Below are 15,547 nucleotides of genomic sequence, written 5' to 3'. Positions count from 1 at the left end.
CCTTCCTGAACTGATCCGGCGGCAGAGTGCTCCCGAGTCTGATCCACGCCGACACCCGAAACCATGTCGTGGAATACACAAATCGACAGATGATGTGTCTCGTGAAACACTCTGCGCTCGTGGACGACGAACCTGAGCTGCGCGCCTGGCTGAGCGCGATCGGCACGTTGACGTCGGCGGTGAACTCCGGCCGCGGGCTGCGCGAGGTGCTCGACCTCGTCGCGTCGACCGCCCGGGAACTACTCGGTCTGGACTTCTGCGGCGTCCTGGTACCCGACGCGGAAGAACGCAACCTCGTGATCGCCGGCTGGGACGGCCTCTCCGCCACCTACGTGGTCAGGGTGAATTCCGATCACCCAGTCCCGCTGGAAGCCGACGCGAGCAGTGGCGCGCCGTCCAGCCGCGCCTACCGTTCCGGCCGCCCGGCCGCCGTCAGCGACATCTCCCGCGAGCCCGGATTCATCTGGGGCGGCGTCGCGCACGACCAGGACTACCGGTCGATGCTGTCGGTCCCGCTCGTCACGGCGTCCGGCGTGATCGGCACCCTGAACAGCTACCGCTCGGCGGTGCACGAGTTCGACGCCGAGGAGACCGGTCGCCTGCAACTGCTCGCCGAGCACGCCGCGATCGCGATCACCTCGGCCCGGCTCGTGGCGGACCTGCGCGAGCAGCACGAGCTGGTGACGCGTTCGGAGCGGATCCACGAACGATTGCTCCGGGTGTCGGTTCGCTCCGGCGGGATGGCGGGGATCGCCGCCGCCCTGCACGACCTGCTCGACACCGCGGTGGTGCTGCAGGACGCACGGGGCGAGGTCCTCGCCTCGGCCGGACCCGCGACCGAACCGCCTGCCGGTGGCTGGCGACCAGCCGAACCACCACCGGGCACGGACCTGGTCCGAGAGGAGGACGGCCATGTCGTCGCCGACGTCGTCCTCTCCGGCGAGGTCCCCGCCCGGGTCTGGCTGCCCGGCCACGCCGGACTTCTATCCACTTTGGACAGAAGGGCGCTCGAACACGCGTCGGTGGTGCTGTCGCTGGAATTGCTGCGCCGCCGTACCGCGCTCGAGGTCGAGCAGAACCTGCGTGGCGAGTTGCTGGCCGAGTTGCTCGGCGGCGCAGATCCGCGAGCGGACGCGCTGCGGCACCGGGCCCGGTTGCTCGGCCACGACCTGGCGTGCCCGCACTACGCGCTGGTCGGCGAGATCAGCACCAGCGGTCAGAGCGCCCACGCCCGCCGACGCGCGACCGAAGAGGCGAACCGGCTCGCGTCCACCGTCAGCCCGCGGCCTCTGGTGGCACAGCACCGGGACGCCGTCGTCGCGCTCTGGCCGGTGTCGGCGACCGGATATTCCACCGGTCCGCACATCGCCGAAGCGTTGCGTAAAGCCCTGTCCGCGGCCGTCGGAGTCACCGCGGTGACGGTCGCGGTGTCCGAGCCCACCGAGCACGAGTTCGCCGAGGCATACCGGATCGCCCGAGGTGCGCTCGCCGTTGCCCGGCGGGACGAGCGCACCGACGGCATCGTCACTCTCGAGGGGCTCGGCGTCGCCGGTCTCTTGCTTCAGCTCGACGATCCGGCACCGCTGTGGGATTACACGAACCGGGTCCTCGGCCCGCTCATCCGGCACGACGAGGTCCACGGCACCGCGCTGGTGCGAACCCTCCGCACGCATGTGGCCCACCGGCTGGACCGCCAGGCCACCGCCCAGGCACTTGTGCTGCACCCCAACACGATCAGCCAGCGGCTACGCCGGATCGAGACGCTGACAGGGCTGGATCTGCGCGACCCAGCCACCGCGTTGGAAGCCCGTTCCGCCTTGACGGTGCTGGACGTCGCACACGGGTTGTCCCGAGACGACATGTCATGAAGGCTTTGCACTCGAAGCCCAAGACTGGCGAATCCTTCAGTGGCGGACACGCCCAAAAGACACACCCACACCTCACGAACCTACTGTCAGCACTCACAAACTTCACAGGAGGCGCATCTGCGACGGGCTCTACCGCGCACTCCGCGCGCACTTGCCACCTCCGCCGCGCCCGCAGCGCCGCCCGCGCCCAGAGCCAACCATGGAAAGCTTGATCCGAGCTGACGAACAGGAGACACGATGCAAGAACCGAGAAGCGCGGGCGCGATGGGTGCAGAATTCCCTTACACCCTCCAAACAATGTGCTACATCGAGGTCGCAACCGACGGCAGCGTCCGCTGGGGCACGGACACCGGTGCTTACAGCCGCGCCCTTGCCGGCGAGTCTCGTCTATTCGCCGCCTGGCCAGGCCAATGGTCAACCCACCTCTTCGCCATCGACGACCTTGATCAATACGCCCGCGCCTTCGGGATCATCCACGACGAAGCACGAACCGGCCTAGCCGACCACCAACATCAAGCCAGCTGGACCATCCACCCCACCGAAGACAAACCGAACGGCACCTACATCACCATCAACGTCCGGCTCGCCTGCGGATGCGAAATCCACGACTTGAAGACGTTCGCATCGCAGATGCGACAACAGAAAGGCTGGGACATCGCGACTACCGGAGGCTGGGGCGGAAGCAGCGGAACACACTACATGAGAGCGCGACGGAAGAGCCTCACCTAACGGCTCCCCCTTGCCGCAACTGCGAACCTCAGCGCACGAACACAGTCAACCTGGGATCAGCAAGAAGCCCTGCGCGGCAACACATCCAGCCCAGGATGAAAAAGGCTCAGTGCCGCGCGTCGGTTCGCTCCATGGGAGGTTGTGCGACGGTTGACTACCTGAGCCACACCACCAAGAGTCCGCTCACGACGAGCAGGGTCCACACGAGCACGCTCAGCGAAACCGACGGCAGTGTCCGCACCGCAGAGCGGTCGTCGGGCTCGGGCAGTAGCGGTGTGCCGAGTGGGATGTTGCGGTGCCAGAACTGGTTCAACCGCGGCCAATGTTCGTCGCCGTTCACGCCGAGGCGGGTGAGCAGTTCCTGGCGGTAGAAGTCGAACGCGACGCGCACCTGGTCGCCGTAGAGACGGGCTGGTGCCAGCGCCCCGCGGTAGGTGGCCCAGGCGAGCACTGCCGCGCTCCAGTAGCAGGTCAGGCGTGGCCAGGTCAGGACCGCGTCGGCGCCGTAGCGGTCATACGGGTGGCTCTCGGCGGAACGCAGGATATTGCCCAGCCGGGTCGGCAGAACGTCCGCCGGGTCGGCTGGATAGTCCGCCGCGGCGCGTTCGCACCCGAGCCGCCGGGCGCGCCTGCGACCGCGCCGCCCCTGAGACGATGGCGGCGATCAGCACGGCGACGACGACGGCGCCGGTGCCTGCCAACACCTTGATCGTGCCGTCGAGCGTGTTCCACGCGCGCAACGCCGTGGCCGGATCGGTGAGTGTGCTCGCGACGACCGTCCCGAGCAGGCCGAGGGTGAACAGGGTCGGTAGCAGCGCGTTGAGCAGGAAGCGCCGGTCGAGCAGACCGGTGGTCTCCCGCATGACATCGGTGAGCACGGGTCACCCGCCCAGTTCGAGGTCGTGCGGCGCGCGCTCGGGGTTGGCGCACCGCGGCGGCCTGCGCGCGTTCCAGTGCTCGAGCGTGTTGCGGTAGCCGCAGTACGCGCAAGCGACGTGGGCGGCGGCGAGCCGCACCCGGCCTGGCAGCGCTCCGTCGGACGATGCGCCGGCCGGGCCCATCTCGTCGCCAGACAAGGGATGTATGCCGGACGCGAGGTAGTCCGACAGTCGCGCCACCGGAAGCACCCCACCGGAGTGCCGCCCCGTGTCAGCACCAGAAGGGTGATTCCGAGCAGGAGCAAGGTGATCACGGAAGAGTCGGCGAGTTCCGCGAAGGTCTGGTCCGCGTGGACCTCGACCGCGGGCAGCGGGGCTGATCCGTCCTGGTGGTGCTGCGGCCATTCCTCAAATGGGTCGTCCCCGCGTAGGCGGGGCTGATCCTTCGCCGGCCTTCGCGCCGTCCACCATCGCATTGTCGTCTCCGAGCTGGCGGGGCTGACCTTCTCCGCAGCTTCGAGCAGCTACGTGGCCCTCTGCCGGGCTGGGAGATCACGGTTGCAGAGGTTATGGCCTGCGCGATTCAGCCATGTTCTCTTACGGCCATTGGAGCATGCCCTCGCCGTTGACCGTGGGGTGCTTTTCGCCGTAGGGAAGTTCGGCTTGACGGGCGCAGGCGTCCAGTCGTTCAGCGATCTCGGCGAGCATCTCGGTCACGCTTCCCCAGTGCGTCGCGCTGAAACCGTCACCAGGCGCCATCGTCATGACCATGCCGTGGTCGGTCCCGAAGCGTAGGTCCACGCACAATGAGGTGCCAGTGATATCACGGCAGATCGGCACAAGCGCGGTGCAGAACGGGCCTCCGTCATCGCCCGCGTGGTTCTGGTGTACGTGGCCTGGGCCGCAGCATGTCGGGTCTGTGGCGGTGGACTCCGACACCTGCCGGTATTCCTCGTGAACTCGTCGTACCGCGAGGGGGACGAAAGCGGGCGGCACCAAGTCCCCGGCTCGTTGGTCGTAGCGATCGACGATGCCGTCCATGAGCGTCCACCAGCCGACGAGGTCATCGGGGAGCGCGAGTCCGATGAGGCGCTGAAGCTCTCGGATATCGTCGGTGGGGCCGGGAGGCCGGATCTCGCGGGCGGTGGCCGGGGCGTGTTCCCGCAGCACGTTCATGATCTGCTGCCACAGCTGGTTCACCGGTGCGGTCACGAATACCCACCTTCTCGTCGTTACGTCCGGGGCTCGGCGCAGGTGAGGTGCGCCCGGTATGCCGGGCACACCTCACCTGGTCATGAATCCAGCGTGCCCGATTCTAGGGCGTGATCGGAACCCAGAAGCGTTCCTGGTCGTTCGGGTCCAAGACCTTGTTCCACTGCGGAATCAGGCGGTCCACGTCGAGGATCCGGTGGGTTTGGTTGAAGGAGCGCAAGCGGTTGCCGGCTTCCGCCACGACAGTCGGCCCACAACCCTGCCCACAGCACGATTTCCGACCAAAACCCAGCCACAGCAGCGATCCCGAACTCACAGAAACCATGCAATATCGAGGTCAGCGGCCCGTCCACGACCAGTGTCTGTGCACATTGGACCGCACCGGCCGTCCGCGCAGCAGCGTGGGCGATGTCAACTGCTACGCGAACCTGTCCTACAAGAACGTCCTCATCGACTGTGGCCGCGCGGGATCACGGTGTCGTCGGTTCGGGTAGCACGGCGGTCATCGCGCCGTCCACAGTGACGATCTCACCGGAAACGAACCTGGCCTGATCGCCGAGGAGAAAGGCGATCACGCTCGCGACGTCGTCCGGCCCGGCGAGCTCGCCGGTCGGCTGTAGCCCGGTCAACGCTTCGCGGGTGGCCGTGTCCTGCCAGCGATGCGCGTTACGCGGCACCATGACGAATCCCGGCCGGACGGTGTTGCACCGCAACCCACGCGGTCCGAGTTCCACGGCGGCCGCGCGGCCGAGCGCCTCCAACGCGGCCTTGGCCATCGCGTACGGGGCCTGCCCGCCCCAGGCCAGGCCCGCGTGGATCGAACTGACCAGCACAGCGGCGCACGGCCTTCCCCCGGCGCGGGCGACCAGCTGCTGCAACGGCTCCAACGCGGACACCGCGGCGATGTCCAGCACCCTGCGCAGCGCGTCCGTCGTCTGTTCGGCGAAGGGGGCGCGATGCTCACTCAGCAGGCAATGCACCAGTCCGGTCACGCCGCCGAGGGTGTCGAACGCGGCGCCGATCACGGCCGGGTCGGTCGCGTCGCCACGGATCCATGGCACGCCGGCGTGTTCCGGTGGCGGGGGCGCGATGTCCACCACCGCCACCGGTCGTCCCTCCATCCGAAGCGCGCGTACCACGGCCGAACCGATGCCGCCCGCGCCGCCGAGTACCACCACACCACTCATGACCACTCCCCACTGGTGAAGAAGGCACGCACGACGAGTCCCGCCGCCGCGACGACCAACGGATTGCCCCGTGCCAGTGGCCGGACCAGCGCCCTCGGCGGAGCCGTCTCGACTCGATCGCGCACCGCGTCGAGCCATCGTTCCGACGGCGCGCCGCTGCCGCCGAGGACGATCAGGTCCGGCCGCATCAGGTCGTACACCGTGTCGGCCACCAGAGCCACCTGGGCGCTGCGCGCCTCGAGAAGCCCGGCCGCGGCCGGATCCGTGTCGGCCAGGCGGATCAGCTCCGTCAGCGAGGTCGCCGCGACCCCGGCGGACCGGGCGGCGGCGAGCAACGCCACGTCCGTCCCGCACTCGCCGAAGCGCCGGTGACCGCCACCGGCGAGCTCGGGTACGAGGAGGCGGCCGAAGCCGCCCTGAACGATGCCGTTCGAGCACGTACCCACCGGCCGGCTGAGGAACCCCGTCTCCGTGACGTTGCCGATGAACAGGTACGACACGTCGTACCGGCCGAGCCCCGCGCCGAAGGTGAGTTCGGCACCCAGCAGGGCGGCCACGTTGCCGTCCACCACGACGTCGAGCCCGGTCCGCTCACGCAACACGCCGTCGACCCGGACGTCGGCCCAGCCCAGCACGTCGTTGCGCACGACGCGGCCGGTCGCCCGGTCCACTTCACCGCCGGCGGTGACCCCGATGCCCAGCACCGGTCCCGGCGCGGCGTCCGCCATCCCGGCCGCCAGTTCCGCGGCGTGCCGCAGGGTGGCGGCGCTGTCCGCCGGATCGCGGTTCTCGGCGTACGTCTTGATGCAGTGACCGGACAGGTCGATCAGTCCGAGCGTGGTCCTCTCGAGGCCGAGGTGCACACCGACCGCGTACCGGCTGGACGAGTCGAGTTCCACCGGCACCCGGGGCCTGCCGACCCGGGCGCCGGTGGACCGCTCGGCGAGTTCGCGGACGACACCGGCGGACAGCAAAGGCTCGACGATCCGGCTGACGCTGCCATGGTTGAGGGACAGTTCCTTCGCGATGTCGCCACGCGCCAGCGGACCGCTCCGGACGAGCAACTGGAGCACGGCGGCCGTGTTGGCCTGCCGGGCCTGACGCGGCCGGCTTCCGGTGTGACCTGGGTGGTTCCTCTTCATTCCGGCTTCCCGGACTCGACACCGTTGGTTTCCTCGAGCTCGACACCGGTGGTGGCCAGCCACGGCGACAGCAGCACGATCACCGCGCTCACCAGGAACGCGCAGGCGTACCACGCGACGACCGCGATGCCGTGCTTCTGCGCCAGCATGGGTGCCAGGAACACGTTGAGCGCGATCGCGAGCCGGGTCACGCACTGCGCGATACCGGATCCCAGGCCCCGCAACGAGGTGGGGAACGCCTCGGTGCTCCACACCCAGGACAACACGCCCGGGCCGAACCAGGTCAGCATGGCGTACAAGACCCAGAAGGCCACCAGGCCGACACCGGCGCGCTCGCCGGTGAACGCTATTCCGAGCCCTGCGGCGAACACCCCGAGGCACGTCCACACGCCCAGCCAGCGCCGGTTGACCCGGTCGATGATCGCGGCGCCTGCCACCACGGCGATCAGCCCCACGACGAAACCCAGCAGGGAAAAGTACAGGGTGTTGGAGACCCCGATGCCGGTGCTGCTGATGATCAACGGTCCGGCGACCGTCGCCACCGCGCCTCCGAAGGCCTGGATGGCGAAGAAAGCCGTGACCGTCGCCAGCCGCCGCCACGCACCACCGGACACCAGCATCCGGTAGCTCCGCTGCTCTGAGACGTCGCGCTTCGGCGGTTCCAACCCGAGCGCGTCGTAGATCCGCTGCGCCTCCTCCACCCGGCCGCGCGCGCTCAGCCAACGAGGCGACTCCGGCAGGAACTGCCTCGCCACCAGGACCGCGGCCGCGGGCAGCGCGGCCAGTCCGAACAGCCACCGCCAAGTCTCGTCGCCGAACAACGGCTGGAGGGCGAGCGCGAGCAACACCGACGTGACGGCGCCACCCAGCCACATCATGTTCGGCAAGCTGCCCGCGATCCGGCCTCGGCGGGATTTGGGCGCGATCTCGGTGAGGAAAGCGTGGGAGGTCGGGATGTCCATCCCTACCGCGACACCGAGCACGAACCTGGCCGCGACCAGTTGCCACACGTCCTGGACGAACGCCGCGGCAAGGGAGGCCACCACGAGGACCACCAGGTTGATCATGAAGATCACCCGGCGGCCGAACCGGTCGGACAGATCACCGAAGACCACCAGGCCGAGCGCCGTGCCCACGAACGCCGCCGCGGTCACGAGGCCGATCTGGGACGCGGTGAGGTGGAACGACGGCTTGAGGAACAGGACGGCGGCGCCGATGACGAGCAGGTCGTAGCCATCGATGAACTCGCCGAACGCGACAAGCCTGCCGGTCCAGTTCCGCACGAACCGCGCCCGCCTCGGCGACATCGTCGACTGGCTCGCCATTCCCGACACCATCAGGATTCCTCCCCGCCCGCTTTTTGTGCGACGAACACCAAATTAGGAGCGGGTCCGCCTCCTCTGCCCGTATCCGGCGGCTTCGGGGACGATCGGCCTGCCGAGTCAGGCCGATCGGGCAAGCGCCCTGCCGATCAGCCGTTCCCGGGTCCGCCCGGACCGGACGACCTCGGCGACGGTGAGAGCCATCACCAAACCCGCGTCGCGGACGAACCGGTCGATCGTCACTCCGGCCCGTGTTCAGCGGCGATCCTGAGGAATCTGGCGATCGACGGCGACCGGCTCCCCGAGCGCCAGAGTCCGATACGGCGTCACATCACCGACCGGCCGGTAGACGACGTCCGGGCGGACGTTCACGGCGGCCATTTATCACCAGTCGATCTCGCTGAGTAGCGGCCGTGAATTCCTCGGTCAAACTGGCAAGTCAACCGCCAGACCTATTTACCCCGTGCACGTGGTCACGAAAACCCAGCACGACGGCGACGAAGCCGATCGCCGAACCAGATTCCGCTAGCCGCCCGTCTGTCCGTTAACGGCGCCTCGTCATCTCCGTCCGAATAAGGGCGACAAGAGCGTAAGCTCCGACAGCAAGCATGATGACACCGGCTGCCCGAGTGACGATTTCGATCCAGTGATGTTGAGCGTTACCTGGAATAACAACAGTCAGGACGGCGCCCAGCGGCACGAACGTGGCCACGTTGGTAACACGCCGCTTTCGAACCGCTGCACGTCGGCCTTCTTGAGAGACGTATTCGTTCGCGTCCGGATTGTATTTTGGTTCTGTCACAACGTGATCCTCAGGATTCAGCGATCGTTGGTTCGTCGGTTTGGGCCTCAACCAGCTGACTGTACGTACCGCCAAGGGTCAGCAGCTGGGTGTGGTTGCCTCGTTCGACGATCTGGCCATCATGCATTACGACGATCTGGTCGGCGCGGCGAACAGTACTCAGGCGGTGGGCGATGACGATCCGGGTACAATCCAGCTCGGCAAGATTGCGGTGGACCTGCGCTTCGGTGTACGCGTCGAGGTGGCTGGTTGCTTCGTCGAGCAGTAGCACTTTGGGGCGCGCCAAAAGAGCCCTCGCGAGCGCGATTCGCTGCTTCTGCCCGCCGGACAATCCCAACCCACCCTCGGAAAGGCGCGTTTCATATCCCATGGGCATGGCCGTAATTTCGTCGTGCAGGCAGGCAAGTCTTGCCGCATATTCGATCTTATCGAATGACGCGTCGGGCGCGGTTATGGTGATGTTGCCCAGAATGGAGCCGCTGAACACGGCGGCGTCCTGGACGACGACGCCACACTGCTGCCGGAGCGCGGTCAGGTCGAGTTCGGTCAGATCAACGTCGTCGAACAGCGCGGCGCCGTGGGTGGGCCGATGGAGGCCGCACAAGAGCCGGGCGAGGGTGCTTTTGCCCGATCCGGTACTTCCGACGATGGCAGTGAATGATCCGCCCGGGCACGACAGCGAGACTTCACGGACTGCGGGCGGCCCTTGGGCCCCATACGAGTATGTAATCCCGCGGGCCTCGACGGCGCCCTGCAAGCGGATCTTGCGGCGAGCCGAGGTGTCGAGCTGCTCAGGTAGTTCATCGAGGACATCTTTGATGCGGGCAAGGTGGACGCCGACCCGTTGAAGTTGCCGGGCGGTATTGCTCAGGCTATTGAGCGGGGCCAGGAGACTGCCAGTGATCGCGCCAAGGGCGAGCATACCGCCCAGGCTCAGGCCTCCTGAGATGACACGGTGGGCGCCATAAAGTACCAGACCGAGTGTCATGCCGGTGCGTAGAGCGTTCAACCCGGTATCGACGCGGTTGTCGAGACTCAGCCGGGATCGTGCGCTGCCGATTTGGTTCCTGAATAGTACTTCCCAGCGGTGGTACACGTGCTGCTCGGCACCGGCGGCCTTGATCGATTCGATGCCGACTATGGTTTCCACCATGTGACTCTGGGCGTCGGAGACCGCGCCGAGCTCGCGGTTGGTGAGGTCTGTTGCCCGTCGGGTGGTGAATGCGACGAGGACAAGTTGAGCAGTCGCGACGACGATTACGATTAAGGCGTAGTCGGGTGCTCGTCCCAGGAGGACCGTCAGATAAAGAACGACGCTGACAACATCGAGGGCAGTGGTGATGGCCTGCGTGCTCACCAAATCCCGGATGATCGTGTTGCTACTCAGACGAAGTAGCAGATCCCCACTGGTACGAGTGTGGAAGTAACTGAAGGGCAGCATGAGAAGGTGCCGCAGAAAGGAAGTCATCATTTGTGTGTCGAGGTGGCTCTGCAGGTACAGCAGGAGTTCGGCACGGGCGTAGCTCACAGCAGCTTGGCTGGCGAGAACCGTGAGAACTCCGACCGTGACGATTGTCAGCGCACTGCTCGCACCCGACGGAACGAGCTGATCGACCGTGAAGCCGGTTAGGGCCGCCGGCACGAGACTGATCAAGGTAAGGATCAAGGAGAAGACGATGATCGCAGTGAGGGCTAGTGGTCGTCGGGGTATGTAGCGTGCGAGAAAGCGAAGCATGCTATCGCCTCTGTGCCGGGTACGGCGCATCGACGTGGTCGGTAGGAACGTAAGGACAACGCCGGTGAACTCGGCTCCGAATTCCTCGTGATTCACTCTTCGTCGTCCCGCGGCCGGATCGACGAGGTGTACGCCGTGGCTGGTGACCTTCTCGACAACTACGAAGTGGTTGAAACCCCAATGCGCGATCGCAGGCAGGCGTAGCCGGCCAAGGACCGAAGGTTCACAGTGCAGGCCCTTCGACTCAAGACCGTAGGTCTGGGCAAGCTTGGCCAGAGCCAACGCGGAGACGCCATCGCGGCCGAGCCCGAGCCGATCACGAACCTGACGCACCGTCGTCTGGCACCCGAAGTACGACAACACCATCGCAAGGCAAGCAGCACCACATTCAACGGCGGAGGCCTGGGGTTGAAAGCGGATGCTGCGTCTGCGCATGGATTTGGAGTCCTTCCGGCGGCGTGCCGCGATCACGGAAAGGCCGCCTTGACCAATACCGATGCCAACGCCGTGGTCCCGGTCCGAAGCACGAGTTGCCCGGGCAGGCCCTCATCGGCCGTTGGCCCGACGCCGATGTTCGCTGTGGCGACGCGCAAAGCAAGTAGCCGGTAGCCGGCGGGACCCGTGACGGCAGCCGGTTCACGGGTGACGGGAACCCATCCGTTGCCGACTCGTGCCTCAAGTGACCCGCTCGTGAGGTCCGCGGTTTGCGGCGGCAGGACGAGCAGGACGTCACTATGGCGACCCATGATCGTGACCGTGGCCGTTCGGTCGACTCTGATCACAACGACGGCCAGTACTGCGAGTACGACCACAGCCGCCGCCACCATCGCCGGCCACCAGCGAACGCCGACGTCGACGAAAGCCCGGTGACGAGTGCGGCTGGAGGGATTGGCCCGGTACCTGCGCAGGTTCTCTGCACGAAAAAGTCGCGTGCCCGAGGTTCCGGTCACGGCGACGCCTCCGCGCGGGGTGGTTCCAACAGGAGTGGCGAAGCCACGGACTGCGGGTGCGCAGCGCTCAGCAAACCAAGGCCGATACCAGAGAGGCCTGTCATCAAACCAGGTGTTTCGACTCCCGTCGGCACGCCACACGTCCATCCACGGCGCCGGCCGACCTCGACGACGGTCCGCAGCAACCGTCGTGTCCGGATCGCCATACCTCGGTTTCCTGTGGTGTGGGCGTAGCGCCGGAGGAATTCCAGGTTGCCGAAGTCGCCATGGCAAAGGCTCTGGTTCCCTAGTCCGTCGATAGCCGAGCCGTCGAGACCCGCGGCCAGAGTGGCTCGCACCGCGATCTCGAGGTCATCGGCCAACTGCTCCCGGAGCATGTCGTCGGTCCGAGATCCGAGCAGCTCCAGGCGAGCAAGCCCGATACCCGGTGCACCATGACACCAGGCAGTCATGAATTCGCCCTTGCCAGCCGCAATTTCGCGAGCATCACGCCAGTTGCCTGCCGCGGCGTCGTAGAGGCTACGTTCGTAGTTCAGCGCGTGCCGAATGGCGGCCCGGTACCGCGGATCCGGCTCGAGTTCATCGACCCGGCTCAGGGCCACGGCGTACCCAGAAGCACCATGGGAGAATCCGGCGAGCGGAATCGAGCTTGTACTGATCACAGATGGCCATGCACGGTATCCGGCGCCAACGTCGGTCTGGGTGGCGAGTAGCCGTTCGGCCGCCGCTGTCGCGACAGCCAGAGCCAATTCATCACCCAAGATTCTTCTGGCGGCCAACGCTACCAGGATGGTCCCGGCGGAGCCGCTGACCACGTCGAGGTGCGGGTCAGTGCCGCAACGCGGGATCAACTGGTTTCCCAGCCCCCGCGCGGTCTCTGTCCAACGGTCGTCGCCAGTGAGGGCACTGATGGTGGACAGGAAGTACAGCGGCCCGGCCAGCGGGCCGAAGCCCCCCACCGTGACCAGACGGTGGTCAGGGTCGTCCTCGTCGAGTCGCGCTCCGTCCTGCAGCAAGGGCGCGAACCTTTCACAGAGGTGGTCGGCGATCGTCTCGGCTGCGGCGGCCGCCTCTGCGTGATTGGCAATCCGCCCTAGGTAACCCAGAAAGACGCCGATCCCGGGCAGCCCGCTGTAGAGATCGGTACCCGCCGCGTTCAGCGTCCAGATCCGTTCGTCGACCAGGTCCAGCCCCAGCCAGCCAATGCGTCGATCGGCGCGAAATGCCGTGGCCAACAGCCGCTCTCCGATCTGAGTAGCCGCGTCCACGAGGTCGTCCCGGACAGCCTCGGCATCGGACAGCGTGGTCGCGTATGGAGACCACGGCTCCTGCGAAACTCCCATCTCGTGGCAGGCAAAGGAACTCTCGATAACACGCGACTGCGCGTCGAGGTCATCCTCGCCGAATTGTTCGATACGTTCCCGCACCACCTCACTCGGTGCTGCACTGAAGAAACCCTGCAAGACCAACCCATCGGCAAGAAGTAAATCTCGACTTGCGGGAAAGAACTCGAAAATCGGAATATTTCCGGTTGCCAGTTGCGCTATCTCACTCTGGATCAATCTGTCGCGGTACGGGTGGCCGACGAGGCCACCCCAGAGCCGATCCAAGCAGATGTCACGATCCAGTGCGTCGCGAAGGAAATCAGGGTGAAGACTATCTTGAAGAAGTCGGGCATAAAATCGCGTGGGCCTCAGGATCAGGCGTAGTCGCGCTGCGTTGAACTGATCCAGCGGCCCACCCGGAGCCAACAGCTCAGCGCGGTGTTCGACGACGGTCCGGTATGTCGCGGTAAACCCACGGGCCAGGTCCGCGCGATACTTGCTTGGATCGGCACGCTCGCCGTCGATGATCGGCTGGTTGTCACCCCCCGGCATAGGCAAGCGCCGATTGATCAATCGCATGCTGTCGGTGGCCACCCCGGCCCAGACCGGCACCTCAATCGGGGTCAGCTGCCGGTCGTTCCCGCCGACACCGCTCACGTCGACGCTCTGCGTCACCTGGCGCTCGTCCTGGTACAGAATGGCGGTCGGCAACAGTCCAACCTGTATCACCGAATGTTCAAGGAAAGCGTAAGCCGGATCCGACGCAGACCCAGGAGCATTCTGCGGGATCTCCGTCCGAAAGGTGTGGAAAAGCGCTTCCAGGTCTACCACCACTGGGTTGTCCCCGGCGGCCACGACGTTTTCCAGATGGAAGTCCGTCGCCTGCAAAGTGTGCAACAGCGCCAGCAGACTACCCATCCGCCAGTAGAACGAAGGAAGCTCGGAAATCCCCTCACAATCGGCTCGCCCCACGAACTCCGCCCAGCCATACTCAGGGCGGTCAAGAACCCGCACTGCTCGCAATCGATGGCGAGGACCGGTAGCGTTGAACCAGTTTAATAGACAGCTGAATGCCACATCCGAACGCAAAGAACGTGGCTTGTACACCAGATTGGAATCCTCGAATTTTACAATGGCTACTGCCTGACCATCGCGATGCAGATCACCAGCGCCGAAGGACACCTCCACGATCTGTCCGGCTCCGGCCGCCAAGACACCCGAATCTATAAGCTCTGGCAGATCCACGATCAACCGTTCGGCAAACTCGACGGCGCGGCGAGCCCATTGGTCGCAAAGCTCGACCACGTGCCGCACCATCACCGGGTACTCGTGCCACAGTGCCGCCGCGACATCCGGCTTGGCCAGCATCGACAGGAAATCGGCGAACCGCGCCTCAGGACTGTCTCCGTCCAGCCGACCTTCGAGCCGGGCGACGTTGAGTTCCAGGACCAGCGCGCCTGTTACCGCGTCCAGCAACCGTTGCGTTGGCAACGTGGCAAGCATGACTTCTCGCAGCCCGACCAACTGCAACGGTACGTTCCCGCGAAGCGCTATCTCGACACTCGCAGCCACCCGTCGGCGCGCAGCCAGCACCACCGGACGCATGAACTCACTCAACCCCAGTACGATCTCGTCATCACCGGTGTGGTCATCAGCAGTCTCCACGCTTTCCACAAAGGTGACCCACCACTGAGGAGGCTGACCCATTCGGGCCGCTAGCCCGTCAGGGCTTTCAGTAAGCAGAGCACGGAAGTCGCTCCAGTCGAGTCCAATCGCAGCCAGCCGGTCGTGGACGGCCTCCGGGTGACCCTGAACCCACCACAACTCACTCCAGGACGCCACCCGGTAATCGCCATGATCCGACTCGCATGCCACCGGCTGTGGGCTTGCTGCAATTCGCTCCGCCAACGTCGCCGCCGTCACCCACGGGGTCGACGCAGCGAGATCACGGACCACACTACTCGGCATGACCGGCTCGTTGGAAGGTTGCATGACGCCTCTCTGGGAACAGTTACACGGCTTGCAGACGCTCTCGCCCACGTCGGCGCGGCGGCCTACCTTTGCTTGGACCACCGCGCCGAACTGGGATTAGTTGCACAACTTTTGAGTTGCGATCACAATGCCCGGCAAAGCGGGGGGAATAAAGAGTCCAACGAAAGTCCAAGTTCCTTCCGCAGAGTGGCAACAGCCGAAGGTTGCAAGCTTGCTGGTACCTGCACCATTCACTACCGCCAATTCGCCTTCGCTCAGCACCCCCAGCGCCACCTCGCCGGCGGGATGCTCAAGTGACCCCGACCTCTCACCCGCAGCACGTCGGTAGACGGGGTCTTTCCACGCGCGAATAACATTCACCATTTTATCCTTTCAAGTCAACCGGATAAGCATTTACTTTCATGG

General features: G+C 65.8%; 16 protein-coding genes. 2 read left to right on the top strand and 14 right to left on the bottom strand.

Features of this window, described 5'->3' with window-relative positions:
* The first annotated feature begins 119 nt into the window (after nucleotides 1–119).
* Nucleotides 120–1,868 carry a helix-turn-helix domain-containing protein gene (locus ACIBTM_RS27660; protein ID WP_395880059.1) on the top strand — a complete coding sequence of 583 codons (1,749 nt, stop codon included), beginning with the start codon at nucleotides 120–122 and terminating at the stop codon, nucleotides 1,866–1,868.
* Between the two features lie 237 nt (nucleotides 1,869–2,105).
* Nucleotides 2,106–2,597: a hypothetical protein gene (locus ACIBTM_RS27655; protein ID WP_395880058.1), complete on the top strand. Its 492-nt coding sequence runs from the start codon at nucleotides 2,106–2,108 to the stop codon at nucleotides 2,595–2,597.
* A gap of 154 nt (nucleotides 2,598–2,751) precedes the next feature.
* On the opposite strand, the gene ACIBTM_RS27650 is transcribed toward ACIBTM_RS27655, so the two are convergent.
* The 14 genes from ACIBTM_RS27650 to ACIBTM_RS27585 form a co-directional block, all read right to left on the bottom strand.
* Complete coding sequence (locus tag ACIBTM_RS27650; RefSeq protein WP_395880057.1) at nucleotides 2,752–3,048, bottom strand: hypothetical protein; 297 nt, start codon at nucleotides 3,046–3,048, stop codon at nucleotides 2,752–2,754.
* Between the two features lie 61 nt (nucleotides 3,049–3,109).
* The gene (locus ACIBTM_RS27645) at nucleotides 3,110–3,475 is read right to left on the bottom strand and encodes a hypothetical protein (protein WP_395880056.1); all 366 of its coding nucleotides are present in this window, start codon (nucleotides 3,473–3,475) and stop codon (nucleotides 3,110–3,112) included.
* A 3-nt stretch (nucleotides 3,476–3,478) separates the two neighbouring features.
* Nucleotides 3,479–3,715 carry a hypothetical protein gene (locus tag ACIBTM_RS27640; RefSeq protein WP_395880055.1) on the bottom strand — a complete coding sequence of 79 codons (237 nt, stop codon included), beginning with the start codon at nucleotides 3,713–3,715 and terminating at the stop codon, nucleotides 3,479–3,481.
* A 357-nt stretch (nucleotides 3,716–4,072) separates the two neighbouring features.
* Entirely contained in the window at nucleotides 4,073–4,687 is a 615-nt protein-coding gene (locus ACIBTM_RS27635) for an SMI1/KNR4 family protein (protein WP_395880054.1), read from the bottom strand.
* Nucleotides 4,688–4,790: 103 nt separating this feature from the next.
* Nucleotides 4,791–4,928, bottom strand: coding sequence for a hypothetical protein (locus ACIBTM_RS27630; protein ID WP_395880053.1), 138 nt, complete (start codon nucleotides 4,926–4,928; stop codon nucleotides 4,791–4,793).
* Between the two features lie 229 nt (nucleotides 4,929–5,157).
* A complete protein-coding gene (locus ACIBTM_RS27625; protein WP_395880052.1) occupies nucleotides 5,158–5,874 on the bottom strand; it encodes an SDR family NAD(P)-dependent oxidoreductase in 717 nt (238 codons plus the stop codon).
* Nucleotides 5,871–7,016 (bottom strand): ROK family protein, encoded by a 1,146-nt coding sequence (locus tag ACIBTM_RS27620; RefSeq protein ID WP_395880051.1) that lies wholly within the window; start codon nucleotides 7,014–7,016, stop codon nucleotides 5,871–5,873. Before ACIBTM_RS27620 ends, ACIBTM_RS27625 begins: the two co-directional genes overlap by 4 nt.
* Entirely contained in the window at nucleotides 7,013–8,353 is a 1,341-nt protein-coding gene (locus tag ACIBTM_RS27615) for an MFS transporter (RefSeq protein WP_395880050.1), read from the bottom strand. The genes ACIBTM_RS27620 and ACIBTM_RS27615 overlap by 4 nt, the downstream gene beginning before the upstream one ends.
* A 105-nt stretch (nucleotides 8,354–8,458) precedes the next feature.
* A complete protein-coding gene (locus tag ACIBTM_RS27610; protein ID WP_395880048.1) occupies nucleotides 8,459–8,581 on the bottom strand; it encodes a hypothetical protein in 123 nt (40 codons plus the stop codon).
* A 12-nt stretch (nucleotides 8,582–8,593) separates the two neighbouring features.
* Nucleotides 8,594–8,719 carry a hypothetical protein gene (locus ACIBTM_RS27605; RefSeq protein ID WP_395880047.1) on the bottom strand — a complete coding sequence of 42 codons (126 nt, stop codon included), beginning with the start codon at nucleotides 8,717–8,719 and terminating at the stop codon, nucleotides 8,594–8,596.
* A 431-nt stretch (nucleotides 8,720–9,150) separates the two neighbouring features.
* The gene (locus tag ACIBTM_RS27600; protein WP_395880046.1) at nucleotides 9,151–11,346 is read right to left on the bottom strand and encodes a peptidase domain-containing ABC transporter; all 2,196 of its coding nucleotides are present in this window, start codon (nucleotides 11,344–11,346) and stop codon (nucleotides 9,151–9,153) included.
* The gene (locus ACIBTM_RS27595) at nucleotides 11,343–11,825 is read right to left on the bottom strand and encodes a hypothetical protein (protein ID WP_395880045.1); all 483 of its coding nucleotides are present in this window, start codon (nucleotides 11,823–11,825) and stop codon (nucleotides 11,343–11,345) included. Before ACIBTM_RS27595 ends, ACIBTM_RS27600 begins: the two co-directional genes overlap by 4 nt.
* Nucleotides 11,822–15,142: a type 2 lanthipeptide synthetase LanM family protein gene (locus tag ACIBTM_RS27590; protein ID WP_395880044.1), complete on the bottom strand. Its 3,321-nt coding sequence runs from the start codon at nucleotides 15,140–15,142 to the stop codon at nucleotides 11,822–11,824. Before ACIBTM_RS27590 ends, ACIBTM_RS27595 begins: the two co-directional genes overlap by 4 nt.
* A 96-nt stretch (nucleotides 15,143–15,238) precedes the next feature.
* Nucleotides 15,239–15,505 carry a mersacidin/lichenicidin family type 2 lantibiotic gene (locus ACIBTM_RS27585; protein WP_395880043.1) on the bottom strand — a complete coding sequence of 89 codons (267 nt, stop codon included), beginning with the start codon at nucleotides 15,503–15,505 and terminating at the stop codon, nucleotides 15,239–15,241.
* Nucleotides 15,506–15,547: the final 42 nt, after the last annotated feature.

Source organism: Amycolatopsis sp. NPDC049868, from assembly GCF_044461365.1.
Classification (GTDB): domain Bacteria; phylum Actinomycetota; class Actinomycetes; order Mycobacteriales; family Pseudonocardiaceae; genus Amycolatopsis.
This window is presented reverse-complemented; position numbering and strand designations above follow the sequence as displayed.